Source organism: Thermoactinomyces daqus (assembly GCF_000763315.1).
GTDB classification, from domain to species: domain Bacteria; phylum Bacillota; class Bacilli; order Thermoactinomycetales; family Thermoactinomycetaceae; genus Thermoactinomyces_A; species Thermoactinomyces_A daqus.
On the sequence record NZ_JPST01000035.1, the window covers coordinates 36338 to 61207 of the forward strand.

General features: G+C 49.7%; 24 protein-coding genes, 1 other RNA gene and 1 riboswitch. Of the genes, 3 read left to right on the forward strand and 22 right to left on the reverse strand.

The features are described from left to right. Positions 1–119: 119 nt before the first annotated feature. The 3 genes from JG50_RS0113840 to rodA all read right to left on the reverse strand — a co-directional run bounded on the left by JG50_RS0113840 (position 120) and on the right by rodA (position 3028). Positions 120–683: a YhcN/YlaJ family sporulation lipoprotein gene (locus JG50_RS0113840; protein WP_033101704.1), complete on the reverse strand. Its 564-nt coding sequence runs from the start codon at positions 681–683 to the stop codon at positions 120–122. 221 nt (positions 684–904) lie between these two features. Continuing rightward, positions 905–1615, reverse strand: a complete 711-nt coding sequence (locus JG50_RS0113845) for a zinc metallopeptidase (protein ID WP_220185029.1) — start codon at positions 1613–1615, stop codon at positions 905–907. A gap of 252 nt (positions 1616–1867) precedes the next feature. Continuing rightward, complete coding sequence (gene rodA / locus JG50_RS0113850; protein ID WP_052154342.1) at positions 1868–3028, reverse strand: rod shape-determining protein RodA; 1161 nt, start codon at positions 3026–3028, stop codon at positions 1868–1870. Between the two features lie 85 nt (positions 3029–3113). On the opposite strand from rodA, the gene ftsW reads away from it, so the two are divergent. Further along, positions 3114–4256, forward strand: coding sequence for a putative lipid II flippase FtsW (ftsW, locus tag JG50_RS0113855; RefSeq protein WP_052154343.1), 1143 nt, complete (start codon positions 3114–3116; stop codon positions 4254–4256). Positions 4257–4303: 47 nt separating this feature from the next. On the opposite strand, the gene JG50_RS0113860 is transcribed toward ftsW, so the two are convergent. From JG50_RS0113860 to JG50_RS0113895, 8 genes are all read right to left on the reverse strand, one after another. Beyond that, positions 4304–5068 carry a thiazole synthase gene (locus tag JG50_RS0113860; protein WP_033101705.1) on the reverse strand — a complete coding sequence of 255 codons (765 nt, stop codon included), beginning with the start codon at positions 5066–5068 and terminating at the stop codon, positions 4304–4306. A gap of 4 nt (positions 5069–5072) precedes the next feature. Beyond that, positions 5073–5279, reverse strand: a complete 207-nt coding sequence (gene thiS / locus JG50_RS0113865) for a sulfur carrier protein ThiS (protein WP_033101706.1) — start codon at positions 5277–5279, stop codon at positions 5073–5075. Further along, positions 5276–6403, reverse strand: coding sequence for a glycine oxidase ThiO (thiO, locus tag JG50_RS0113870; protein WP_033101707.1), 1128 nt, complete (start codon positions 6401–6403; stop codon positions 5276–5278). The genes thiS and thiO overlap by 4 nt, the downstream gene beginning before the upstream one ends. Next, on the reverse strand, positions 6393–7001 hold the full coding sequence (locus tag JG50_RS0113875; RefSeq protein WP_052154344.1) for a thiamine phosphate synthase: 609 nt from the start codon (positions 6999–7001) through the stop codon (positions 6393–6395). Before JG50_RS0113875 ends, thiO begins: the two co-directional genes overlap by 11 nt. 74 nt (positions 7002–7075) lie before the next feature. Beyond that, positions 7076–7180, reverse strand: a riboswitch (TPP riboswitch). 43 nt (positions 7181–7223) lie between these two features. Beyond that, positions 7224–7700 carry a GNAT family N-acetyltransferase gene (locus JG50_RS0113880; protein WP_232330937.1) on the reverse strand — a complete coding sequence of 159 codons (477 nt, stop codon included), beginning with the start codon at positions 7698–7700 and terminating at the stop codon, positions 7224–7226. Further along, complete coding sequence (locus JG50_RS19445; RefSeq protein WP_160173884.1) at positions 7697–8113, reverse strand: 2Fe-2S iron-sulfur cluster-binding protein; 417 nt, start codon at positions 8111–8113, stop codon at positions 7697–7699. Before JG50_RS19445 ends, JG50_RS0113880 begins: the two co-directional genes overlap by 4 nt. Continuing rightward, entirely contained in the window at positions 8071–8688 is a 618-nt protein-coding gene (locus tag JG50_RS0113890) for a DedA family protein (protein ID WP_033101710.1), read from the reverse strand. Before JG50_RS0113890 ends, JG50_RS19445 begins: the two co-directional genes overlap by 43 nt. A 157-nt stretch (positions 8689–8845) precedes the next feature. Continuing rightward, on the reverse strand, positions 8846–9910 hold the full coding sequence (locus tag JG50_RS0113895) for a M42 family metallopeptidase (protein ID WP_033101711.1): 1065 nt from the start codon (positions 9908–9910) through the stop codon (positions 8846–8848). 143 nt (positions 9911–10053) lie between these two features. Here JG50_RS0113895 and JG50_RS0113900 point away from each other — a divergent pair, with 143 nt between their 5' ends. Then, positions 10054–11982 carry a hypothetical protein gene (locus JG50_RS0113900; RefSeq protein ID WP_033101712.1) on the forward strand — a complete coding sequence of 643 codons (1929 nt, stop codon included), beginning with the start codon at positions 10054–10056 and terminating at the stop codon, positions 11980–11982. Here the strand turns inward: JG50_RS0113900 and JG50_RS19755 are convergent. The 4 genes from JG50_RS19755 to JG50_RS0113915 form a co-directional block, all read right to left on the reverse strand. Then, positions 11900–12187 carry a hypothetical protein gene (locus tag JG50_RS19755; protein WP_152568590.1) on the reverse strand — a complete coding sequence of 96 codons (288 nt, stop codon included), beginning with the start codon at positions 12185–12187 and terminating at the stop codon, positions 11900–11902. The two genes, JG50_RS0113900 and JG50_RS19755, sit on opposite strands and share 83 nt — an antisense overlap. A gap of 154 nt (positions 12188–12341) precedes the next feature. Further along, positions 12342–12759, reverse strand: an RNA gene (gene rnpB / locus JG50_RS18995) — RNase P RNA component class A. 66 nt (positions 12760–12825) lie between these two features. Beyond that, positions 12826–13938 (reverse strand): Nif3-like dinuclear metal center hexameric protein, encoded by a 1113-nt coding sequence (locus JG50_RS0113910; protein WP_033101714.1) that lies wholly within the window; start codon positions 13936–13938, stop codon positions 12826–12828. Continuing rightward, entirely contained in the window at positions 13914–14666 is a 753-nt protein-coding gene (locus tag JG50_RS0113915) for a tRNA (adenine(22)-N(1))-methyltransferase (protein ID WP_052154345.1), read from the reverse strand. Before JG50_RS0113915 ends, JG50_RS0113910 begins: the two co-directional genes overlap by 25 nt. A 90-nt stretch (positions 14667–14756) precedes the next feature. Here JG50_RS0113915 and JG50_RS0113920 point away from each other — a divergent pair, with 90 nt between their 5' ends. Further along, the gene (locus JG50_RS0113920; protein WP_033101715.1) at positions 14757–14969 is read left to right on the forward strand and encodes a spore germination protein; all 213 of its coding nucleotides are present in this window, start codon (positions 14757–14759) and stop codon (positions 14967–14969) included. 95 nt (positions 14970–15064) lie between these two features. Here JG50_RS0113920 and JG50_RS0113925 read toward each other — a convergent pair whose 3' ends face one another. The 7 genes from JG50_RS0113925 to dnaG form a co-directional block, all read right to left on the reverse strand. Then, positions 15065–16414, reverse strand: coding sequence for a M1 family metallopeptidase (locus tag JG50_RS0113925; protein WP_160173885.1), 1350 nt, complete (start codon positions 16412–16414; stop codon positions 15065–15067). A gap of 175 nt (positions 16415–16589) precedes the next feature. Continuing rightward, positions 16590–17708 (reverse strand): 4-hydroxyphenylpyruvate dioxygenase, encoded by a 1119-nt coding sequence (hppD, locus tag JG50_RS0113930; protein ID WP_052154346.1) that lies wholly within the window; start codon positions 17706–17708, stop codon positions 16590–16592. A 74-nt stretch (positions 17709–17782) separates the two neighbouring features. Further along, positions 17783–18388 (reverse strand): GNAT family N-acetyltransferase, encoded by a 606-nt coding sequence (locus JG50_RS0113935; protein WP_052154361.1) that lies wholly within the window; start codon positions 18386–18388, stop codon positions 17783–17785. A gap of 138 nt (positions 18389–18526) precedes the next feature. Then, complete coding sequence (locus tag JG50_RS0113940; RefSeq protein ID WP_033101815.1) at positions 18527–20158, reverse strand: AMP-binding protein; 1632 nt, start codon at positions 20156–20158, stop codon at positions 18527–18529. Positions 20159–20213: 55 nt separating this feature from the next. Continuing rightward, positions 20214–21353, reverse strand: coding sequence for an acyl-CoA dehydrogenase (locus JG50_RS0113945; RefSeq protein ID WP_033101717.1), 1140 nt, complete (start codon positions 21351–21353; stop codon positions 20214–20216). A 221-nt stretch (positions 21354–21574) separates the two neighbouring features. Further along, the gene (gene rpoD, locus JG50_RS0113950; RefSeq protein ID WP_033101718.1) at positions 21575–22696 is read right to left on the reverse strand and encodes an RNA polymerase sigma factor RpoD; all 1122 of its coding nucleotides are present in this window, start codon (positions 22694–22696) and stop codon (positions 21575–21577) included. Between the two features lie 30 nt (positions 22697–22726). After that, positions 22727–24565, reverse strand: a complete 1839-nt coding sequence (gene dnaG, locus JG50_RS0113955) for a DNA primase (RefSeq protein ID WP_033101816.1) — start codon at positions 24563–24565, stop codon at positions 22727–22729. Positions 24566–24870: the final 305 nt, after the last annotated feature.

Sequence of the window (24870 nt, forward strand, 5' to 3'; positions counted from 1 at the left end):
ACAACCATTATATAAAAAAACAAAGACGAATAAATCCCTATAGAGAAACTTAATTAATTACAAATAAGAAAACCCATTCCCCGTAGAAAATGGGTTTCTAAGGAAAATGGGTTTTCTGCTTATTTTGCTTCCGGGAACGTTCTTCTGATCATATCGCCCAAGTTTTTGATAAACCCGCTGATCGGTCTCCCGTTTCGCAAATCATTGGCATAATTATTCATTTGTTTGACAAAGTTCGGATTGGAGGAGACATAGACGTTGCGCAAGCTTGGATCAACTGCTTTGGCCCTCCTGGCAATCTGTTTTTTTATCCTCTCCGTCAATTTCCCGTCGCCGGTGTTATGTTTCAAAGTGACCGCAACATAAGCGTTACGACCCATCACAATGGCGGCAGCAGTATTCACCTGTTTCAAACCCGCTACCCCCCTGGCAACGTCATCCGCCACCCGCACGTTGCGCGACAAATTATTATCATTGGTATCGGTACGATTCAAGTAGGTATTCCCATTGCGTACATCATTGCGCACATTGCGGTTGCGCAGCGACTCATTGGCCACTTTTTGCGTACGATACCCCGGTTCGTTCGGATTGGGCAATCCTTGCTTGCTTGTGGCACAGCCCACGGACATGGTGATCATCGAAAGCACGACCAAGCCGCTGATGAACAGCCGACGAGTCAGCATTCACAGTTCCCTCCTTCAACTTTTTATTTGCCTTTAGTATGTGAATGCCAACCGTTTCTATTACCCCTGAGCCGCTTCCGTTTTTTTACAACAAAAAACTCAAGCCTTTTCGGCGCAATCCGGGTGAGAAGTCCGAAAAATCGGGGGGAAAGTGGTTCCCGACGGTCCGGCCACCGAAATGCCGGCAAAGAAAAAACCCCTGTAAAAGGGGCTTTGGCTTGTTAATCCCGGTCATTCTGGAAAAAGAGAATAAAGACATATTGCAACAATTCAAGCAAGGCGACCAACGCACCGGCAACGTAGGTGAGCGCGGCAGCACCCAAGACGCGGCGAACGCCTCTTTCCTCTTCAGGACCGTGCACAAACCCTTCAATCGCCATGATTTTCTTGGCCCGGCTGCTCGCATTGTATTCCACCGGCAGCGTGACGAGATGGAACAGCACCACAACCGAGAAAAAGATCAAACCGAGCATCAACAGGCCGGTAAACTTAAAAAAGATCCCCGCCATCAACAAGAAAGGCGCCAGACCGGAGGCAATGTTCAGAACGGGAACCATGCGGTGGCGAAACACCAACGCTCCATAAGCTTCTTTATGCTGAATGGCATGTCCGCATTCATGGGCCGCCACGGAAATGGCCGCGATTGAATCAGATGTGTATACGTGTTCCGACAGGCGAACCGCCCGCGCAGTCGGATCATAGTGGTCAGTCAGACTCCCCGGAACCATTTGCACCGGCACGTGATACAAACCGTTTCGATCGAGAATCCTGCGTGCAACTTCTGCCCCGGTCAATCCCGATCTCGCACGAACCCGCGACCAGATTTGGTAATTTCCCCGCACTTTCCACTGGGCCCATAGCGTGATCACGAGACCGATAATGGAAACTAGCACAAAGATGGGGTTCACACCATACCAAATGGGAAAAAACAATCTGATCCACTCCTCTCATCATCTATTTTAACATTACCCGCTTTTGTTTCATTTCATGACATGTACTTCCTTCAAAATCAACGCTTCTGTGAAGAGATGATCGAATTTGGTCAAAAAATTTTTGACTTCTTTTCCTATTATTAATGATAATTATGACATTCTCCTCAATCAATGGTTTTATTTACCACCCTTTTTTTTATAAAAAACCCCCCTTGGCCGGATGCCGCATTCCGGCAAGGGGGTTGCACCACTTTAAGCAACAAACGTGTCAAACATCAGTTCATTGCGCGAACGCATGCCGACATTGAGCGCAAAGCCGATGGCCATCATCTGGGTGACGAGCGAGGTTCCTCCGTAACTGATAAATGGCAGCGGAATGCCAGTAATCGGCATTAACCCCAGCGTCATCCCGATGTTTTGGTATATCTGGAAGACAAACATGCCGACAATCCCGGAGGTGAGGTAAACGCCAAACGGATGCGAGGCCCTCATCGCAATTTGGATCAGGCGGTAAAGCAAAAAGAGATAGGCACACATAAGCACACTGGCTCCGATAAAGCCAAACTCTTCCCCGATCACAGCAAAAATAAAGTCATTGTACGGTTCGGGAATCCAATTTCCCTGCGCCTGCGTCCCGTGATGAAATCCTTTCCCTTTCAGCATTCCCGATCCGATCGCGATTTTGGCCTGTGTCGACTGATAGCCGGCCCCGGTGGGATCGGACGCCGGATCGAGGAAAATTTGAATCCGTTGAATTTGGTGCGGCTGCAAAATGAGATGGAGCAGGGGCGAATGCGTGGTATAGAGAATTATAACAGTGCCGGCCGCTATGGCCACAACGGCGATTCCCCCGGCAAACCATTTCCAGTTGAGTCCCCCGACAAGCAACATGCTCGCCGTAATCGCCATCAGAATCATGGCTGTTCCCAAATCCGGCTGTAAAACGATAATCAGGAATGGGATGGCAAAAAAAGCGATTATTTTTCCCAATGTCTTGAGATCGGACCAAGGTGCTCCTTTTTTCACGGAAAGGATTTTTGCTAAGATCAGAATAAAGATCAGCTTCATCAACTCAGACGGTTGAAAGGTTAAACTTCCGATTCCGATCCACTGCTGTGCACCGTTTACTTTTATTCCGACACCGGGAATCATGACGATGAGCAACAACAATATGCCAAACCCATAAAGAATGTACAAAAACCGACCCTGAAGCAAAATTTTATAATCAAAGAGGAGAACCCCGATCATACATAGAAAGCCGATTGAATACCAGAGCATCTGTTTTTGCACAAATGAAGGATCGCTCGTGTAAGTCGCACTGGATATGGCAACAATGCTGATAGCAGCAAGTACGAACAGCGTCAGAATAATAAATGGATCGATTTGCTTAATTCGTTGCATTTTCTTTAACATACAATTGATTCTCCTTTTCGCTTCGGTTTCCATCCTGCCATCATGAACGGAATTGAAAAACATTTCGCAGAAGGAGATTTTCACGATGAAACGTGGCAAACCTGATTTTTGGTTAATTTTGGTTACCTTTATCTTGCTCGGTTTTGGTCTGGTTATGGTATTTAGCGCCAGTTATTTTAAAGGTTATACCGACCCGCATATCCATGATTCCTATTATTTTTTTAAAAAGCAACTTGCCAACGGCTTGGTGGGTCTGATCCTTTTTTTCGTCGTTTCCAATATACCATATGAAACTTATCGGAAACATGTAGGCTGGATATTGGCCGTGAGCGTCATCCTGTTGCTCTTGGTTCCCCTGGTCGGACAAGTGCACAACGGCGCCAAACGCTGGCTTGGATTTGGTTTTCTTTCCTTTCAACCTTCGGAATTGGTCAAGCTGGGAATGATCATTTACACAGCTTCGATCATGGTGAAAAAACAGCCCCATCTCGATAAATTCCGTCGCGGGTTGCTGCCGCCCCTGATCATCATCGGCTTTGTTTCCGCTCTGCTTGTCATCGAACCTCATTTCAGTGCGACGATGATCATTATCCTGACCAGTCTGATCATCATTTTTTGCGCCGGTGCCAGGTTCAAGCATCTCATGTATCTCTTTTTGTCCGGTGTTCCCGTTTTGATCCTGGTGATGCTCTCGGGAAGTTACCGGGTAGACCGGATCAAAACCATGCTGAACCCTTTAAGCGATCCCACCGGGGACGGATATCAAATCATCCAGTCCCTTATCGCGATCGGACCGGGAGGGCTGACCGGCGTCGGCCTGGGGAAAAGCATTCAAAAACTGGCCTACCTGCCCGAGGCGCATACAGATTTTATCTTCTCCATCATATCAGAAGAACTGGGCTTTGTTGGTGGCGCTTTTTTGATCACTTTGTTTATTTTTCTCATTGTGCGGGGAGTATTGATCTCATTGCAGGCTCCCAACTCATACGGGACGCTGCTGGGAATCGGAATCGTCAGTTCGATTGCCATTGAAGCGATCTTCAACCTGGGAGTGGTGACGGCGCTGCTTCCGGTGACCGGTGTTCCCCTGCCGCTGATCAGTTACGGAGGAACCGCCCTGATCCTCAAACTGACCTCGCTGGGAATTCTGCTCAATATTTCCCGCTATCGCACCAAAAAAACAAAAGCGGCCAAGCCCGATCCGGTCTCCCGACAATTCCGCATCTGAATAAAAAATCCCCTTAAGGATGTCCTTTACCCTTAAGGGGATTTTTGTTATTTTACCAAGCCGGTTTGCGGACTGCTGGCACTGGCTGTCGTCCGTTTGGGAATCCGCCCAGCTTCAAAGCCCAATCTTCCTGCTTTTACCGCCCATTTCATCGCTTCGGCCATTTTCACCGGGTCATCCGCTTGCGAGACGGCGGTATTCAGCAGCACACCATCCGCTCCCAATTCCATCGCCTGCACAACATCAGCCGGAGAACCGATCCCCGCATCGATAATCACCGGAACAGGCGATTCTTCAATAATATAACGGAGGTACATCGGGTTGAGCAAACCTTGTCCCGAACCGATGGGCGCACCTCCCGGCATAATGGCATGGGCACCCGCTTCCCACAATTTGCGGGCGATCACCGGGTCATCGGAAGTATACGGCAAAACGGTGAACCCCTCTTCGACCAGGATGCGGGTAGCTTCCAGTGTGGCGATCGGGTCGGGAAGCAACGTTTTCGGATCAGCAATCACCTCGACCTTAATCATGTCACACAGGTTGGAAGCTTTGGCGAGACGGGCGATCCGCACAGCCTCTTCCGCTGTCGTCGCCCCGGCCGTGTTGGGTAAAAGGGTAAAACGCTTCAGATCGAGTTTCTCCAAAAAGTTGGGCTGATCCGGATTAAAAACATCCAGGCGGCGGATGGCAAACGTCAATACATCTGCTTCAGAGGCTTCCACCGCCTCTCGTTGTACTTCGAGTGAAGAAAATTTTCCGGTTCCCAAAAACAAACGGGATTGAAATTGATATCTCCCGATTTTCAGCATGCTATTAACCTCCTCCGACAAAATGAACGATCTCGACTACGTCGCCTGCCCTGAGCGGAGTTGCCTTGTGATCCTCTTTGGACAAGACCCGACGGTTATGTTCCACAATCACAATCCGCTCTCCCAGATGAAAGTGCTCTAGCAGGTCGCCAATTGTATCGATATGTTTTTCCACTTCATAGGGCTGGCCATTTAATTGAATGGTTTTCATCTTCTCCCCCCTTCGTCCGTCTTCAACAGACGCATCGGTGAAAACGGCAACCACTCTTCCGCTGTTTCACCGAAAACCATCCGCGCCATCCATTCTCCGGTGAGCGGGCTGAGCAAAATTCCATTGCGGTAGTGACCACTGGCGATATACAGGTTATCGTATTCCTCCCATCGCCCGATATAGGGCAGACCGTCGTAACTTCCCGGACGAATGCCGGACCAGAACCGCGTGAGATTGGCATGTTCCAAAGCAGGAACGGCCTTGAGGGCCCATTCGAGGAGTGAACGGATCGCTTCCGCCTGCACCTGGCAATCGAATCTCCCTTTTTTTTCCGTCGCCCCGACAATGATTTCCCCGTTGGCTTTCGGCACCAGATAACCTTCTTCGCCAAACAGGGTGTGTTTCAAAACCAGGTGCGGAGATTGCAGTGCAAGGGACTCACCTTTCACCGGAACCATGGGTAGGGAAATATCCATCCCTTTGGCCACCCATTCGGTCCATGCCCCTGTCGCCAGAATCACCACATCGGCACTTTGGAGTCCGAGACTGGTCGAAACGCCGATCACACGCCTTCCTTCCCTCTGAAATGAATCGACACGGCACCCTTCGGCAAACTTGACGCCAAGACGGCCAGCCGCTCTGGCAAACGCCTGTGTCAGCCTCGGGGCCGATACCTGGTAATCATCGGGAAGATGCAGCGCGCCGACAATCCGATCACTCAGACCGGACTCCAATTCAAAACATTCTGTTACAGAGAGCCATCTGGCTGTCTGCCCGGCTTGCCGCTGCCACTCGCCCCGTTTCTTCAACCTTTCGGCTTCCGCTTCATCAAAGGCTAATTTCAATAAACCGGTCCTGTTTAATTCGATATCCAATCCGGTTTCATCCAGCAAGGCTTCAGCCAACCGTAGAAACATCGCCCGGCTCTTCAATCCGGCATCAACCATCGGTCCGGGGCGATCCATTTCCGCCTGGGCCCCAAGCATCCCGGCAGCCGCAGACGATGCCTGTGCACCAATCCTGTCGCGCTCCAGCACGGTTACCGTACATCCTTTTTTAGCCAGATGGTAAGCGATTGAACAACCGATCACCCCACCGCCGATTACCAAAACGTCACGATGCAAAATTCCACCTTCTTTTCATCTCTTCTGCCACTTTCTCCGGGGCTGGTGCTTGCGAAACTGCGGTAATGACAGCAACCCCGGCACAACCGGCCTTTCTGATCCGGGAAAGGTTGTCCATCCCGATCCCGCCAACCGCGATCACCGGAATGTTCACCCGGCTGACGATCTCCTCAAGGTGCTCTGTGCCAAGCGGAGGAAGTCCAGGCTTGGAGTTGCTCGTAAAGATATGCCCGACGAAGATATAATCCAATCCCTCTGTTTCAGCCCGTTTCGCCCCTTCCAGAGAGTGAACGGAACGCCCCACCCGCATCACCCGTTGCAACCTGCATAAAGTACGCGGAGAAATCTCTTCCTTTTCAGGCAGGTGAACACCGCCACAGTTTAACTGAAGGGCAACATCAATATGGGTGTTGATTACAATGGAAGAGGGCGGGAGATCCGTTTGCTGCAACAAATGATTCGCTATCGCCCGAACGCTGTCGGCGGACCGGTCCTTCAGCCGCAGATGAAAAGCATCCACCCACGGACAAAGAGACGGCCATATCCTGACCAGATCAGCCGGCGATTGCGTCCGGTCCGAAATCACGTGCAATTCCATCATCCATCTCCTCTTTTAACAAAAAAACCGGCATCCGCATGGGGATACCGGTATTTATCCAAAAAACAACGAATACACGAATTTCCCCACTTCCTTTCGCTGGTATTAACCAGTTCAAGTTCAAAGGGTTGGAACCCCTTCCGTTCCTCTCAGCACAATATGCACCCCTAGTGGCCATATGAATATGAAATTAACCAAAATACTAAATGTATCGTTTTTATTCTATCCCTTTTTTTCACTTTTCGTCAATTGTTTTCTAAGATATATCAATACAATCCCCTCCGGGGTCAATCGTTCGGCCACCCGGACAAACCCGTGTTTCTCATAACAGCGGATCGCCGGCAGATTGGCTTTCCCTGTCGTCACTCCCCACTCCTTCACCCCGTCTTCCTGCAATACTTTTTTTAACAACGCAGACGCCACCCCGCGGCGAAAATGGGAGGGGGAAACGGCGAGACGGCAAATGCGGATAAAATCACCCGTCCGCTTAAAAGCCAAAAAACCGGCCAATTCCTCTCCTGCAAAAAACCCGAGGAACGTTTCCCCTGATTGCTTGATTGAATCTTTTGTATCCTTTAACGGCGGTAACTCTTCACAGCCGATCATTTTGGCCTCCACCCGGTATGCCGCCTGCTGCACCTGTAAAATTTGTCTGACCTGCTCTTCGCTGCCCAAATGAATTCGCTTAATCAAACTCATTCACTCTTTTCCGAATTGACTGAGATTCGAACGTCCCCGTAAACAAACAATTGACAGGCTAACCGGCCTCCTTGAACCAGCTCTTCATCCCCCAGCCGATAAAGCTCTGAATCGGTATAATCGCTTAGATTCTCCATTCCCTCCTGCACATGGACCCTGCAGGTTCCACAGCGTCCCGTCGTGCATTGGAACGGCAGAGGAATCGACCTGGAGGCCGCCTCCAACAATAAATTGGCCCCGTCATAAACCTCGAATTCATAAGATTGATCTGCCAGTTCAATCTTCACTCTCGGCAATTCTTCCAGCTCCTCTTCCCATGATAAAAAACCATCACCTCTTGTGCGATGATGGCAAACTGCGATCGCCCGGTCTATTTGGTATCCAATCCGTTGCTGTTCTGGCTCTGGTTCCACAGAAACCACCCCAGAAAAATCAGGATGACGAGCAACGCTACAAGAAGAATACGGGCACCATATTTGTGCATCACCTCAAATCCTGTCTCCCAATTGGAGCCAAGGACATGTCCCAATCCGATAAAAGTGGCGCACCAGATGACTGCTCCCGCGTAGGCAAACAGCGAAAAACGGGAAAATGAAAGGCGCGATATCCCGGCAAGATAAGCAGTTACATGACGAACCCCGGGAATGAAATACCCGGCAAACAAAAGCCAGTTTCCGTACTTGCGAAAAAGAACCTGAGTAATGCGCAGACGGCGACGGGTAATAAAGATTTTGCGTCCGTACTTTTTCAAGAACGGGTAACCCAATTGCCGGCCCAGCAGGTAGCTGATCGTGATCCCGGACGCCGAACCGATCAAAGCGCTCAAATAAGTCATATACAGATTTAATTTTCCGATCGATGTCAAATACCCGAGAAAGGTCATTAAGATCTCATCCGGTAAAGGGATTCCCACAATTCCCAGTACCAGGAAAAGAAAGATGGCTATATACCCATACTCCTGCAGCATTATGAATAGCGTTTGTTCCATTGTATAACCCCGTTTTTCCCTTTACGTGCAAACACTTTAAGAATATCATACTTTAACCTTGAGCAAAAGATGCACGAATCCTGCGAGAATATGAGAACGTTGTTTCCGGAACTCCCCTGTCCTGACAAAGGAATCAGGACGGTTATAAGAAACCGCCCTATAGATACTGCGTGATTTCTGCCACTTTCTGCTCGTCAAGCCCTTTCACCGCTTCATGCAGGAGGCGGGCTGCATTTTCCAGATCGGTTTTGCTTACCATGGAGACATGGCTGTGAATATACCTTGCCGCAACTCCAATCACCAGCGAAGGCGTTCCTTTTCCATACAGGTGGAACTGGCCGGCATCGGTTCCGCCTCCTGTCATGATCTCAATCTGATAAGGAATATTGTTTTTCTCGGCCACTTCGACGACATAATTGCGCAGACGAATATTGGGAACCATTGTCGCATCCAAAAAGGTGATCAGCGGGCCTTTCCCCATTTTCGGTTTATTTTCTGTTTCCACTCCCGGTTGGTCTTCGGCAATTCCCACATCAACGGCAAAAGCCAGATCCGGTTTCACCAGGCGCGGAGCCGTCGTCGCTCCTCTGAGTCCCACTTCCTCCTGAACGGTTGCCCCGGCAATCACGGTATTGGGATGTGACTCCATTTTCAGCCGTTCCACCATTTGCAGAGCCAGCCAGCAGCCGGTCCGGTTATCCAGCGCTTTGGCCAAAATCGTATCATTGTCAGGCATGATCTCAAACGGGCAGAGCGGCACAACGGGATCACCGACCCGGATGCCCCACTCCTTTACCTGCTCATCGCTGTGGGCACCGACGTCAATAAACATTTCTTTCATCGGATACACCCTATTGCGCTCTTCCGCTGTTAAAACGTGCGGTGGTTTGGAGCCGATCACGCCTGTAAACACGCGATTTTCAGTCATGATTTGCACGCGTTGCGAAAGCAGCACCTGGCTCCACCAGCCTCCCAACGGCGTAAAGCGAAGGTAGCCCGATTTGGTAATTTCAGAAACCATAAAGCCAACCTCATCCAGATGGGCTGCCACCATGATGCGGGGTTTGCTGCTGGTTCCCTGAATCTCGGCAAATATCCCGCCAAGGCCGTCTGTCATGATATGAACATGATGCTTTTTCATTTCGCGTTCCATGATGGCACGAACTTCGTGCTCGTACCCGGAAACGGCTCTCGCTTCGGTTAATTCTTTCAATAAGTGCATTTTCATCCCCCTTATGGTCTGGCCTTTTTATAAGTTCTGCTCTTTTCATCCTTTTTATAACCCTCTTTTTAACCAGTCCCTTTACATATTTCTGCGGATCGTTTTTCAAACTATCCTTAAAAGCATTTGAGGAGCCCGATGCGATGAAAGCATTTTTTGCTTCACTGATGCTGTTTGTGCTGTTGGGGCAATCCTTGCTTCCGGACTCCACAGGCAACCCGGCCGCCGGGACGCTATGGCAAAAACCGTTATACGGCGATTACGGGGCTGAAATCAGGGAGAAAAAACCGCGGGCGGACGGGCTCTTCCACGTGGACACCCCGCAAATGATCCATCATCTCAAAGATTTAAAGGTGAACACGTATTTTTACTTAGTTTGGCATCAACCTTCCGACTGGGACGATTTGCGCAATGAATTTCTTCCTGCAGCGCAAAAAGCGGGAATCCGTGTCTGGGTCTATCTTGTCCCTCCTTCCGAAACGGCCATTCACTCACCGGAACCGTACGGGAAAGATTACGTGGCCTGGGCGCGTGCAGTCGCCCGTTTATCGCTGCGTTATCCCAATTTGCAGGGAATTGTGATGGACGATTTCAGCGAAAATCTTTCTTTTTTCACACCGGCCGTCCTCAAAGCGATCAAAGATGCGGGAAAAAAGGAAAATCCCTCTTTTCAGTTTCTGCCGCAAATCTACTATCCGTATATCACCGATGGCTTGCTGAAAGCCTACCGCCCTTACTTTGACGGTGTGGTAATGAGCTTTCGCGACGACCAGTTTCGCAACACGCAAAAAATCGACCGCCTGGTTGACCAGATTGACACGATGCAGGCACGAACCCGGAAGGTTGGATTGCCGTTTATTCTCATGCTCTATACAAGCAAGTTGTCAGCCACCCCTGCTAGTCCGTCCGTTTATTATGTGGAGGGGGCTTTAAAACTGGCGCTTCACCGCCTGAAACTGAGACAAATTCAAGGTGTGGTCACGTATCTGTTGCAAAAGGAATTTACGGCAGAAGACAATGAGAATATTGCTCCCTCAGGAATGGGATATGCCAATCTCTTCGTTCCCGCCGGCATGAAAAACCGGAACGAGAACAATGTACAGTGGGTTCAGCGGATCTATCTTCCACCTTCGCCTTCATATGAACTCACCTTTTGGCATATGAGCACTTATCCGGCCTCCGGCAAGCCGATCTCCATCCAAAAACAGCTGTGGATTGATGACTGCCTCGTTTGGAAAAAACCGCTGAATGCCACCCCGTCTGAAAAATGGGTCAAAGAGACGGTTCATCTTACTCCCTACCTGAAAGGAAAGCGAACCGCCCTTCTCTCCCTGCGCCTGTCCGTAAAGGAAAAAGATCAGGCAGACTGGGCCTACGCCGGTTTTGACCACTTGCAGACAAAAGGATTCGTGGTTCAAAATGCCGATTTTGAAGAACGGGATAAGCATTGGACGGTGATGTCCACATCCCGGGGGTTAATCGGCGAAATCTTGATCTATGATCCCGGTCGCCGGTACCGGGTTTACCAAGCGATCAAAACTCATTTGACCGCATTTGATCTTTATCAAACAATGGTCGAATCGACAGACCAACCATTGCTCGCCCGCCAGGCCGACCACCTGTTAAACTGTGTCCTGCTGAAACAGGACCAATCCGCTTTGCAAACACTGGAACAGATGACGCAAAACCTCATTTTTGACAAATCGGTCTCCTTGATGGCAAAGAAACGGCTGATTCAGGAAATTTATCAACTCTATCGCATATTGGATGCGCAATCTCTGGGAAACAAGGCTGTTGACCTTTCTTCGTCAACGGCCTTTTTTGATATCCCATGCACGCCAGAAATCCCCATCAACTCCGACACACACTCCCGAGCCGACCGCCATATCGCGGGTTTTACCAATCATCAAAAATCTTTCGGCGAACATGATCGCACCTCTCATTCCCATCCGGGCCATAAAAAACAGACCATGGCAAATCGCGCATGGTCTACATTTCTTCCCGATCGATCACCTGCCTGCGAAAATTGTCGGAGGCATCGGCAATGGCCAGGCGGTTTTCAAGAGTGTTGATCACATTGGCATAATAGGTGGCAGCCTGATCCATATGTCCCATCTCAATCAAGTTTTGGTAAGTATCATAGCTTTCCGCGAGCAAACGAAAGGTTTTGTTGAATTCAGGCTCGTCCATGATCGGCGGGCGATTGTCCCCTTCTTCGTTATAAAACATTTTATATCTCTCAATATACGCATCATACGAAGTAAAATCCGGATTCATCTCACTTCAACCTTTTTTAACATATTTAGGGTTAGTTTTGCTTCTTTCGCCCCAATCTATGCGAAATCCGGACATAAAAAAAGACTGCCGACATTCAGCCAATGCCAGCAGTCACGGATGACGCACAAGCGTCTTTTTGCTCCGAACAAGCGATGAGAAAAGCAAACAATAAGCCGAGTTCTGTTCTCCGGGTGGTCCGGTCGACGGCTTGCTCGTCTTCCACCCATTGGAGTGGCAATCATCTGTCTAGGTCGTACATTGCTGCACGACTCATGCGACCAACCCGAGATCACTGCGGGCCACAGTTGCACATCATGTGCTGATCTCCTATCAGGTCTTGCTCCGGGTGGGGTTTACCTAGCCAGCATGTCTCCATGCTGCTGGTGCGCTCTTACCGCACCGTTGCATCCTTGCCTGTGAGGCAAACAGCCTCCATCGGCGGTCTACATTTCTGTGGCACTAGCCTTAGGGTCGCCCCCACCGGCCGTTAGCCGGCACCCTGCCCTGTGGAGCTCGGACTTTCCTCCCGTGGGACCTTGCGGTACACCACCGGCGATTGCCTTGTTTACTTTTCTCCTGTGCATCTACATATTTTAACAAAGCGAGAAATCAAGCGCAACTGGTAATCAGTGGAAATTCTATCCCCCGATAAAGCGGAAGGGATTGGTGTTGACGCGGGAAGCAAAAACCGAAACGGCCTCGCCCAGTTGCCGTTGCAGGATATGGCGGACCCGGTCGACAACATGATGCTCAACATGATGGCCGACATCCAGCAGATTCAGCCCGATGGCCTCTGCCTCCTGTGCTGTGTGATAATCGATGTCTCCCGTGATGTACACATCGGCGCCCGCCTGTTTCGCTTCGTGAATATACCGTCCCCCTGAACCGCCGAGAATCGCCACCCGACGGACAGGATTGGACCACTCACCCACCGCTTTTAAACCGTCCAGTTGATAGGACTGTTTCACCGTCCGCGCAAAATCAAGCAGTGTTGTTTGTTCCGGCAGTTGGCCGATTCGCCCGAATCCCAGCTTTTTCCCTTTCAGTTCCAATGGATAGAGATCGTAGGCAACCTCCTCATAGGGATGGGCAGCCAGCATGGCCTGAATCACTTGTTCCTGCAGATGATCCGGCAAAATCGTCTCCAGGCGAATTTCTTGCACTTTTTCCAACTCACCCTGTTGCCCGATAAAGGGGGAAGTTCCTTCGCGGGGCATGAATGTACCGGTTCCTTCCACATTAAACGTGCAATGGCTGTATTTGCCGATCCATCCGGCGCCGGCCGCACACACGGCGTCGAGCACCTGTTCATGATGGGAAACCGGAACGGTGACAACCAGCTTTTTCAGTTTTTCCTCACGGTAGGAAATGAGCACGCGAAGATGCTGAAGGCCCAACTTTTCTGCCAAAACAACATTTACCCCTTCGTCGGCGGCATCCAGATTCGTATGGGCCACATAAACATTGATGTCATGTTTAAGCAATTTGGCAAACATTCGTCCGGCGGGTTGATCCGTGCGTACGGCTTTAAGGGGATGGAAGATGACGGCATGATGGGCGATGATCCAATTCGCATTTCTCTGAATCGCTTCATCGACAACCTCTTCATTTACATCGAGCGTAACCAGCACTCCTTTGACCTCTGCTTCCGGATCACCCACCTGCAGCCCGATCCGGTCGTTATCCACGGCCAGGCTCGGTGGTGCATAATGATTCATCGCTTTGATCAATTCGACTCCCCGGATAGACATGTGAACACCTTCCTCCATTGTTCCAGTTCGTCCGCGAGTTTTTTCCTGCGGATGACTGCTTCCTCCGACTTTCCTTTTGCCAACTGCTGATACACCTTTTCTTTGGCTGCAAGCTCTTCTGCAACCTTCCGCTGCAACAACGGATGCTTTTCTCTCCACAATACCGGTCCGATCTCCAGCAGCAGGGAAGAAGGCAGACCGCTCCTGCCATAAGCATCCTCTTCCCCCGGTTCGGCGACGATGATCTCATACAAAATTCCGGCCTCTTCCACAATCGTCTCGGCGACAATGCGGAAGTGGTTTTGCCGCAGCCACTCCCGAACCCGGTACGCCCCGATATTCGGTTGCAAGATCAAACGACGGACACGGGTCAGCTTTTCTTTTCCCTCTTCGAGAATGTTCGCGATGAGTGAACCGCCCATGCCGGCAATCACGACCGCATCCACTTCCCCTTCCTCCAGGACCGACAGGCCGTCTCCGAGACGAACCTCGATCACTTCCTCATACCCCATAAGCCGAACACGATTTTTGGCATTTTCAAAGGGTCCCCGGTTGATTTCCCCGACGATGCCCTTTTTCAGCCGCTTTTGTTTCGCCAGATGGAGCAACAGAAAAGCGTGGTCGCCGCCAATGTCCGCCACGCGGATCCGGTCGGGAACAAACTCGGCCAGGGTCTGAAGTCGTTTGGATATTTGCCATCCTGGTATGTAAGATGATGATTCCACCATGGCTAAAGCTCTCTCCTCCTGTTCTCGGCCCTCTTATTATAACATCTTCGCCCGCCGCTGAATAAAATGGCATCCGAAGGAGGGATGAAGATGTCCGTCAACAATATTTTCAACTGCAAAATCAGCAATATGTTTACCACCGCCCGGATTCAGGTGGGCAACTCCCTTCAACTCGCTCCTGAGAACAGATCAAAAACCCTTGGCGGTGCGTCAACGATCGGAGACGGAGGCGTCAATGTAAGCGGAGCCGGCAACGTATCGATCGATCCGGATCTGATCGACCAAGTTTACGCCTGGATTTAAAAAAAGCCGGAAATGATTCCGGCCCGAAAAACAAGAGTCCGACGGGTCTGTCGCAAAGGTCGCTGCGAGTTTCCCCGCGATTGAACATCGGACGCTTATTTATGCTTGAAATACAGCCATTCATCGAAAAAGGGAGTGAGATCTTTTCCGGCCACCTCGTTGGCAACACGGATAAAATCCCGGGTGGTCGCCACTTTAAAACGATATCGTTCATAATAGGTGTGCAGAATATCCATCACCTTTTTCTCGCCGATCTCGTCCATCAGCTGAAACATCATCGCCGCCGGACGAATATAAACCATCATGCCGTAGACGGCGTCAGGATAGTCATATAATCTCTCCACCGAGGTTACCCCGACGACGCGGTGAATTTCATCCGTCCGTTTGGCAGCTTTTTTTAACAGTCCCCGCTCATCCTCTTTCATTTTCTTTTGCATGTAGAGGAATTCCGAAAAAGTGGTCAATCCTTCGTCCAGCCAGGGTTCTTTTACCTGGTTGTTGCCGACAACGCCATACCACCATTGGTGGGCCAACTCATGCACGACCACATTGACAGCCGGCACCTGTCCCGACTCTGCCGGCACTGTCGGAATCGATGTCACCAGACCGGGATACTCCATGCCGGCAATGCCAAACCCCGTCTCCCCGAGAACGATGTCGACCTCATCATAGGGATAGGGGCCAAACCGCTCTCCGTAAAATTTCATCCCCGAAACAGCCGCCTCATGCAGCGGTTTCACCACATTTTCCATCCCTTTGAGGTACCATAAATTCACCTGGATGTTTCCCATTTTCCCGCGCGTCACCCGGTAATCTTTGGTCAAAACCGCCGCAAAATCGCGTACGCGCTCCTGTTTTACCGTAATGGGGGAACGAACCCTCCCATCTGCATTATTCCCGGTGGAGATCACCTGATATCCTTGCGGTAAACGAAACGTGACTTCAAAGTCGGACATTTGCGTGTAAAAAGGATCGCCGACGGTTGTATACGGCTCTGTATGCCAACCGTCCTGATCCCTGACCGACAGCATCGGATACCACTGCGCCAGAAAAGCAGTCTGTTTAAAGGTATTTAACCTTGTTCCTCCGCGGGGCAGATTCAAAAGAAAATCCATTTCGATCCGCGCACTCTTTCCCTTCGTCAGCGGTGTCGGCAAAGGAATCCGCATGATAATCCCGCTGATTTTTTCCTTTACCGGTTTGCCGTCGACGCGCACATTGGAAATATCGATGTAACCCGGTTTTTGCGGTTTTGCTTCCCGACCGTATTTCCAGTCGCGAAACACATTGGGATAAAGGTGAAAAAAGGCTTCCGTCTGTGCTCTTGTTCCCTGTGCGGGCAGGATCAGCTCCATATGCGCCTTTACTTCATCCTTTTGCGGTACATACGTCGCATCAATCCGGTATTGCGGCCGTTGTCCTTCCGCCGCAGGGGCAGCAAACATCTTCCCTCTCATGCCAAACAGGAGTGGGAATATCAACACCAAACAAACGCCGATAGAAAAAAAGCGGCATTTCATCTGTCCGTCACCTCGAATCCAAAGTCAATTCCCGTTTAGGATGACCGATTCTCCCAAAAAATATGACAGACGAAAAAACCGCTTCGCTGATTCACCTGTCTTACAAGTTTCCCCGGCGAGCCTGTTCGCGTTCGATCGCTTCAAACAAAGCCTTAAAGTTTCCATCACCGAAGCCACGCGCGCCTTTGCGCTGGATAATCTCGAAGAACAGCGTCGGCCGATCCACGATCGGTTTGGTGAAGATCTGGAGCAAGTAACCTTCATCATCCCGGTCCACCAAAATGTGCAGACGTTTTAAATCTTCGATGCTTTCATCAATTTCGCCCACCCGGTCAAGCAGTGTTTCATAATACGTATCCGGTGTGTAAAGGAATTCGACCCCATTTTCTTTTAGCGATTCCACGGTGGCGACAATATCCTCGGTGATGAGAGCAATATGCTGAACTCCTGCACCGTGATAAAAGTCCAGAAACTCCTGGATCTGAGATTTTCGTTTCCCCTCTGCCGGCTCGTTGATCGGAAACTTGATCCGGCCTGTGCCATTTTGCATGACTTTTGACATGAGCGCCGAATATTCAGTGCTGATATCTTCATCATCAAAATGGATCAATTGTTTAAAGCCCATCACCTTTTCATAATACGAAACCCATTCTTCCATCTTCTCCACGTTGCCGACCACATGATCGACGCCGATAATGCCGACGGAACGAACGGGCAGGTTGAGTTCTCCCGGCACGAATCCCGGTGCGAACAGCCCGTTGTAGTTTTTTCGCTCAACCAGGGTATGCACCGTGTCCCCATATGTTCCGATCACCGCTTTCTTCACGATTCCATGTTCATCTTGTTCGGCATAAGGCTTCCTGATGGCGATCGCTCCCCGTTTGATCGCCTCGGAGAAAGCGATTTCAGCATCCTCGACGCGAAGGGCAATATCCTTTACTCCATCCCCGTGTTTTTGCACAAACCGCGCAATCTCATGATCCGGCTGATATAATCCGCTGACCAGGATGCGCACGTTCCCCTGTTCAAGCAGATACGAAACTTTTTCCCGATTGCCGGTTTCCAGGCCACTGTACGCCACCGGGCGAAAGCCATAAGTTTGGCAGAAAAAGTAAGCAGCCTGCTTGGCATTTCCGGTGTAATATTCCAAATAGTCAATGTCATAGATCGGGAAAAAATCAGTTTGCAACTCTTCGGGGAGTTGGAACGATTTGCTCATGACAGAATATTCCCCCTTTTTCGAAATAGTTTCCTAACTCAAGAATATCGTGCAGCCCAAAACGACGCAAGCATCTACAGTGCTGCGCCGTCGCTTTTACGTAATGAAAGGCTGTGAAAATCTTCAGGAATCATGGAATAAATGCAGGTGTTTCGCAAACGAAGATCAGCCGACAACCGGTCATTGCGAAGCACGCCTTCCAATGTATAACCCAGCCGTTCAGCCACTTTGCGACTCCTCACATTTCGCTGGTCGCAACGAATTTCAATCCGGTTCGCCTTCAATATTTCAAAGGCAAACACGGTTAAACCCCGGACCGCTTCCGTGATATACCCTTTTCCCATCATTTTTTTCCGGCACCAATATCCAATCTCGAACTTGCGGATTCTCCAATCGATTCTGTGCAATCCGCTGCTGCCGACAAAGAGATTGCTTCCTTTTTCAAACAGATGGAAACGAAGATCGCTCCGCTCGAGAAACTGGCAGTAAGCCTGGCGGATATTCGCTTCCATCTCCACCTGATCCAGCGGTTTCTGTGCCCAATCCATCCATGGTTTCAGCAACTCCAACGTCTCGGTGGCAGCTTCATATACCAACGCTCCGTCACCAGGCAAGGGGCATCGGATCACAAGCCTTTCCGTTTCAAAGGAGTGCGGAAAATTCATCAAAATGGGCGGCAATGGTTTCATGACTGAAAGATCTCCATTTCCTTAAGATTTTTCTATCCAAATTTTACAGGACTCTTCCAAAAAAACAAACCGATTCCGTTTAAGGAAATCGGTTTGTAACCGTCATGCTTCCGTTTCGCCTGCGCCAGCCTAACTTTCCTGACGGTTGATCATAAACTGCTCCCGTAATTTGTATTTTTGAATTTTCCCGCTTGCCGTCATCGGATAGGAATCGACAAAAATCACATGCTCGGGAATTTTGTATTTGGCGATCTTGCCGGTACAAAATTGCCGGATCTCCTCTTCCGAACAATCGGTCCCTTCTTTTTTGCGAACAAAAGCGACGGGAATCTCTCCGTATTTTTCATCGGGGACGCCAACGATCTGGACATCCAGCACTTTGGGGTGCGTGTACAAAAATTCCTCAATTTCCCGAGGGTAGATATTTTCCCCGCCGCGGATGATCATATCCTTGAGCCGTCCGGTAATCCGATAGTAGCCCTCTTCCGTCCGTATCGCCAGATCCCCCGTATGCAGCCAGCCCTCTTCATCAATCACCTCTTCTGTCTCGCGCGGCATTTTGTAATACCCTTTCATCACGTGATAGCCCCTTGTGCATAATTCCCCCTGCTGTCCGTCTCCGAGCAGCTCGCCCGTTTGGGGATCAACGACTTTCACTTCAACATGGGGCAGCGGCTTCCCAACAGTTGTCACCCGCATCTCCAGCGCATCATCGGTTCTCGTCTGCGTGATCACCGGAGAAGATTCTGTCTGCCCGTAGGCGATGGTCAATTCCCGGATTCCCATCTCTTCGGTCACTTTCCGCATCACTTCAATCGGACAGTTGGACCCGGCCATGATTCCCGTCCGAAGCGTACTGAAATCGGTCCGGGAAAAGCGCGGGTGATTCAATTCGGAGATAAACATGGTCGGAACACCGTGAAGAGCAGTGCATCGCTCTTTTTCCACCGTTTCCAGCACCTTGCCGGCATCAAAGGTAACGAGAGGAATCATGGTTGCGCCAACACTGACACAGGCAAGGGTACCCAACACACAGCCGAAACAATGGAAAAAGGGGACAGGGATGCACATGCGGTCCGCCTGCGTCAGCCTCATGCATTCAGCGATATTGCGGGCGTTGTTCACGATATTCCGGTGGGTCAGCATCACCCCTTTGAGAAAGCCGGTTGTGCCTGAGGTATATTGCATATTGATCACATCGTCGGGGGACAGCGATGCTTCTCTTCGCATCAGTTCTTCATCATCCAGCTCCGCACCCATCTCGATCAGGTCCCGCCAGATGAAAGTGCCCGGATAACGTTTGTCACCCAGCAGGATGACATTTTTCAGATGCGGCAGCCGCTTCGCTTTCAATCTTCCCGGTTGCGAGTGGATCAGCTCGGGGCAAATCTGGTAGAGCATGTCGATAAAGCGCGTCCCGTGCACCTGTTCTTCCAAAATTAATGTTTCCGTATCTGATTGCCTTAACAAATACTCCAGTTCACGTACCCGGTAATGCGTATTGACCGTAATCATCACCGTGCCGATTTTCGCTGTTGCAAATTGTGTGATCAGCCATTCCGGTTGATTGGTCGCCCAAATGGAAAGATGATGCCCTTTTTTCAGGCCGAGTTTCATCAGCCCTTTGGCTGTTCGGTTTACCTGATTTTGGAACTTGCGGTGGGTCCAGCGAAGATTTTTTTCCGGATATACCACGGCCTCCTCTTCTCCGAATTTGTGGACCTGCTCAGCCAACAGCCCGCCAACTGTGAGATCCAACAATTCCGCCACTCGCCGCCGCCCCCTTTTTTCTGTGAAAATTTTTTGCTATTCCCTGTTAACAGCCGATCTCCCGCGCGATGATGTTGCGCTGTATCTCCGATGTCCCTTCCCCGATTTCCGTCAATTTGGCATCACGGAAGAAGCGCTCCACTTTATAATCGCGCATATAGCCCCAACCGCCGAGAATCTGCACCGCCTGTGTCGTCACCCACATCGCCGTCTCGGAAGCAAACAGTTTGCACATCGAGGCTTCTTTGGTAAATTTGCGCCCCTGATCCTTCAGCCAGGCGGCTTTATACACATAAGTCCTCGCCAATTCGATTTTCATATGCATATCGGCCAATTTATGGGCAACTGCCTGAAATTTGGAGATGGATTGGCCAAATTGAGTCCGTTCTTTGGCATATTGAAGAGCCAGTTCATAGGCTCCTTGGGCGATTCCCACAGCCATCGCCCCGATTCCGATTCGCCCTCCGTCGAGCGTGATCAAAAACTGTTTAAACCCTCTGCCGATTTCGCCCAGGCGATTTTCATCGGGAACCCGTACGTTTTCCAGAACCAGCTCCGTGGTATTGGAACTGTGAAGCCCCAATTTTTCATAATTATCAATCACCCGGAATCCCGGTTGGTCCGTTGAAACGATAAAAGAAGTGATTTCCCTTTTGCCTTGCGAGTTTCCCGTCACTGCGGTCAGGGCCAAGAAATCAGCGTAACTCGCATTGGTGATAAAGCATTTGGAACCGTTAATAATCCATTCATTGCCTTCTTTCACCGCACGTGTTTTGGTACCGCCTGCATCCGAACCGGCATTCGGCTCCGTCAGACCAAATGCCCCCAGTGTCTTCCCCTCACACAACGGAACCAGGTATTTCTGTTTCTGCTCCTCCGTGCCAAACAGGTAGAGCGGGGCACAACCGAGAGAAATATGGGCGGAATAGGTGATCCCAGTCGAAGCGCAAACCCGGCTCAGTTCTTCCACGGCAATCGCAAAGCTGACCGTATCCGCACCGGCCCCGCCATATTCTTCCGGAAAGGGCAATCCCATCAGCTTCAATTCGCCCATTTTCTCGAATATCTCTTTTGGAAATCGCTTGGTCCGATCCCGCTCATCCGCTCCGGGAGCAACTTCTCCTTCGGCAAAATCACGCATCAAGTTGCGAATCATCTTTTGTTCGCTCGTCAGTTCATAGTTCACCGCACTCCACTCCTCCCAGATGTATGACAGCGCTTTCATTTTCATTATAGGTTGACTTGTTTTATTACTTCAAGAATTTTTAAAAGTCAGTTGGATGCCTGCCAAATTCACAAAAATTGTCCGAAACTTATTTGCATTGGGGATTGAAAAGGGATAAAATTTAATCAACAAAAAACAAAAAAGCACCCAATCCGTGTGGGTGCCCAGTTTGCGGGAAAGAGTTATTCAAGGAAATCTTTAAGCCGTTTGCTGCGACTCGGGTGGCGCAGTTTCCGTAAAGCCTTGGCTTCAATCTGGCGAATCCGTTCCCGTGTAACACCAAAAACTTTTCCTACCTCTTCGAGAGTCCGGGTACGTCCGTCATCCAGCCCGAAACGCAGGCGCAAGACGTTTTCTTCCCGTTCCGAGAGAGTGTCCAGCACTTCTTTCAACTGCTCTTTCAGCAGTTCGTAAGCTGCAGCATCCGCAGGAGCTTGTGCATCGTCATCCGGAATGAAATCCCCCAGGTGAGAGTCGTCCTCTTCACCGATCGGCGTTTCCAGAGAAACAGGCTCTTGGGCGATTTTCATGATCTCACGCACTTTTTCCGGGCTGAGCCCCATCTCTTCCGCAATTTCTTCGGGAGACGGCTCTCGTCCCAACTCCTGAAGCAACTGCCTGGAAACACGTATCAATTTATTGATGGTTTCCACCATATGAACGGGAATCCGAATCGTCCTGGCCTGATCGGCAATGGCGCGGGTGATCGCCTGGCGAATCCACCAGGTTGCGTATGTGCTGAATTTGTATCCTTTGCGGTAATCGAACTTCTCAACGGCTTTGATCAAACCCATATTGCCCTCCTGAATCAAATCCAGGAACAACATGCCACGCCCGACATAGCGTTTGGCGATGCTGACAACCAGGCGCAGGTTTGCCTCAGCCAGCCTTCTCTTCGCTTCTTCATCCCCCTGTTCGATCCGTTTGGCCAACTCCACTTCTTCTTCCGCCGTCAACAGGGGAACACGGCCGATCTCTTTCAGGTACATCCGAACGGGGTCATTGATTTTAACCCCCGGGGGAGGGGTCAAATCCTCTTCCAGATAATCCTCGGCTTCTACGTCGACATCATCCGCATCTTCAAACTCATCGTCGTTGTCCTCGTTAATCACTTCAATTCCCTGATCGCTCAGATGTTCAAAAAACTCATCGATATGCTGGGAATCCTGCTCAAATGGAGCCATTTTTTCCATAATCAGCTTATATGTGAGAACCCCTTGTTTTTTCCCAAGTTCGACCAGTTGCTCTTTCACTTGGTCCAGAGTTAATTCCAACTCGGTATCCACATTTTGTTCCTTTGCCAAATTCGTCTTCCTCCTTTCTGATGAACTCGCTTACTTCATCCGCATTTGCAACTGCTTTCTGAGCTGCAAAATTTCCAAGGACAACTGGGCGGCTTTGACGGGTTCATCAGCACGCGATAATTGTTCAACCATTTTCTCTTTTTCTTCGATCTCTTTAAGAAGAGGAGCCATTTTCACATGCCGGACATAATCCAGAAGCGCATCCTCCGCAATCTCCTCCGGTAACTCGAGCATAGCCAGTTCGCTCGCTTTTGAAGACAGGCTCTCATCCTCGAGAGAACTTATAAAACGGCCAGGGTTTTCGGGATTTCCTTGGTCATAATAAGCATATAGATAAGCAGCCAGCGCTGCGTAAATTTCATTATAAAAGTCTGCTCCCAAATGATTTTTCACCCATTCGGTAACAGATTTGCTTCGGATCATATGGGCTATAAGAAACATCTCGGATTTTTCGGCAACCGATGCCGGACCACCACTACCGAGCAAATGTTTGCTAACCTCTCGATACCCATTATTCCACTTGGTTCCCTCTTTATCCCTTCTGGCCTCTCTCTTTTTTCGCGTTCGCGCCTTTCTTCTCTCTTCCTTCAGGGCCTCCAGCGACAGCTGAAACTCTTCGGACAAACGGCGCAGGTAGTGATCCTGTTCGATGGCCAGCGGCAGTTCGGCAATCGCATCAATAGCTTCAGCCAAATACTTCATCCGCTGGTCTTCGTCCTTAAGATCATAATTTTTCTTTAGACTTTCCAGTTTAAACGCAGTTAATGACAACGAGGCAGCCAAGATTTCCTCTTTAAAGGCTGTACCCCCAAATTGCCTGATGTAATCATCGGGATCAAGTCCGACAGGCATCTGCGCCACCTTGACGGCCACTTCACTCCCTTTCAGCACATCAAGACCGCGTACCGCGGCATTCTGTCCCGCGTTGTCCGCGTCATAGCAGATATAAACCGTATCGGTGTTTCGCTTGATCAAGCGCGCATGGGCATCGGTCAATGATGTCCCCAGGGTGGCTACGGTGTTGCAAATCCCCGCCTGCCAAGCAGTAATGACATCCATATACCCTTCAAACAAAAGGACAGACGCTTCTTTTCTCATGTGAGAACGTGAACGATGAAGATTAAATAAATGATTCCTTTTATGAAATAACGGTGACTCCGGACTGTTTAAGTATTTTGGACGTCCATCACCAAGCAGGCGACCGCCAAACGCGATCACTTTTCCCTGCGAATCGTGGATGGGAAACATGATCCGGTCACGGAAGAGATCAAAATACCTTTTCTTCGATCCTTTGTCCCGTGAGGTGATTAACCCTGCTTTTTCGAGCAGTTCTTCATGAAACCCTCTTTTTTTAAGAAATGGAAGAAGAAATTGATAAGAAGGAGGTGCATACCCGAGCTGAAACTCGGCAATTGCTTCCGGAGAGACATTTCGCCGGCGCAAATATTGTCTTGCTGCTTTTCCATACTCGGTTGCCACCAAGATGTGATGATAAAGCTTCGCTGCCAAGTCCAAGGCTTTGCGCATCTGCTGGCGTTCATCCTCTTCCGGATCACCAGGATCGGCGTCCGTATCCGGTATGTGAATGCCGGCTTGATCTGCCAAATGCCTGATCGCTTCGGCAAATGTGAGCTGTTCAATCTCCATAATAAATTTTATGCAATCCCCGCCCGCTCCACAGCCAAAACAATAAAAAATCTGCTTGTCCGGCGAAACTGAAAAGGAAGGGGATTTTTCGGAATGAAACGGACATAATCCAAAATAATTTCTTCCGCTTTTTTTGAGCTGAACATATTGTTGGACGAGATCGACAATATCAAAATGCTGCCTCACTTGGTCAATCAATTCGTCAGGGATTCTTCCTCCCATAAAAACCACTGCTTTCTACCCCAGACCATGGTATGACTCCTGATCAAACTCTTCCAGAAACGCGGAACGAATGTTATCATTCGCCACCATTCGGCAAAGTCCTTCCGATTTTTTCGCTCCCGCCACTGGTAATATATAGATATTAAAGTTCGTTCATTTCCTTATCCTCCTATTCTACAAAAAAATAGCTTCTCCTTCTGTTAACCTTTTTTTACAATAGAAGAAAACGAAAAAAATGTCGAGCCTGCCCAGTATGTTTTCTTAACAATTTATCTTACTTCGATCAAAGAATTATTTCAATAAAA

What these genes read in the sequence shown, in the direction of transcription:
- rodA (WP_052154342.1), bottom strand. Translation starts at nt 3,028, where the DNA reads ATGTTAAAGAAAATGCAACGAATTAAGCAAATCGATCCATTTATTATT.
- thiS (WP_033101706.1), bottom strand. Translation starts at nt 5,279, where the DNA reads ATGAAAACCATTCAATTAAATGGCCAGCCCTATGAAGTGGAAAAACAT.
- JG50_RS0113900 (WP_033101712.1), top strand. Translation starts at nt 10,054, where the DNA reads ATGAAAGCATTTTTTGCTTCACTGATGCTGTTTGTGCTGTTGGGGCAA.
- JG50_RS0113840 (WP_033101704.1), bottom strand. Translation starts at nt 683, where the DNA reads ATGCTGACTCGTCGGCTGTTCATCAGCGGCTTGGTCGTGCTTTCGATG.
- JG50_RS0113875 (WP_052154344.1), bottom strand. Translation starts at nt 7,001, where the DNA reads ATGGAATTGCACGTGATTTCGGACCGGACGCAATCGCCGGCTGATCTG.
- JG50_RS0113925 (WP_160173885.1), bottom strand. Translation starts at nt 16,414, where the DNA reads ATGTTTGCTGCCCCTGCGGCGGAAGGACAACGGCCGCAATACCGGATT.
- JG50_RS0113860 (WP_033101705.1), bottom strand. Translation starts at nt 5,068, where the DNA reads ATGCTGAAAATCGGGAGATATCAATTTCAATCCCGTTTGTTTTTGGGA.
- JG50_RS0113920 (WP_033101715.1), top strand. Translation starts at nt 14,757, where the DNA reads ATGTCCGTCAACAATATTTTCAACTGCAAAATCAGCAATATGTTTACC.
- ftsW (WP_052154343.1), top strand. Translation starts at nt 3,114, where the DNA reads ATGAAACGTGGCAAACCTGATTTTTGGTTAATTTTGGTTACCTTTATC.
- JG50_RS0113890 (WP_033101710.1), bottom strand. Translation starts at nt 8,688, where the DNA reads ATGGAACAAACGCTATTCATAATGCTGCAGGAGTATGGGTATATAGCC.
- JG50_RS19755 (WP_152568590.1), bottom strand. Translation starts at nt 12,187, where the DNA reads ATGAATCCGGATTTTACTTCGTATGATGCGTATATTGAGAGATATAAA.
- JG50_RS0113915 (WP_052154345.1), bottom strand. Translation starts at nt 14,666, where the DNA reads ATGGTGGAATCATCATCTTACATACCAGGATGGCAAATATCCAAACGA.
- JG50_RS0113910 (WP_033101714.1), bottom strand. Translation starts at nt 13,938, where the DNA reads ATGTCTATCCGGGGAGTCGAATTGATCAAAGCGATGAATCATTATGCA.
- dnaG (WP_033101816.1), bottom strand. Translation starts at nt 24,565, where the DNA reads ATGGGAGGAAGAATCCCTGACGAATTGATTGACCAAGTGAGGCAGCAT.
- hppD (WP_052154346.1), bottom strand. Translation starts at nt 17,708, where the DNA reads ATGAGCAAATCGTTCCAACTCCCCGAAGAGTTGCAAACTGATTTTTTC.
- JG50_RS0113895 (WP_033101711.1), bottom strand. Translation starts at nt 9,910, where the DNA reads ATGCACTTATTGAAAGAATTAACCGAAGCGAGAGCCGTTTCCGGGTAC.
- JG50_RS0113880 (WP_232330937.1), bottom strand. Translation starts at nt 7,700, where the DNA reads ATGAGTTTGATTAAGCGAATTCATTTGGGCAGCGAAGAGCAGGTCAGA.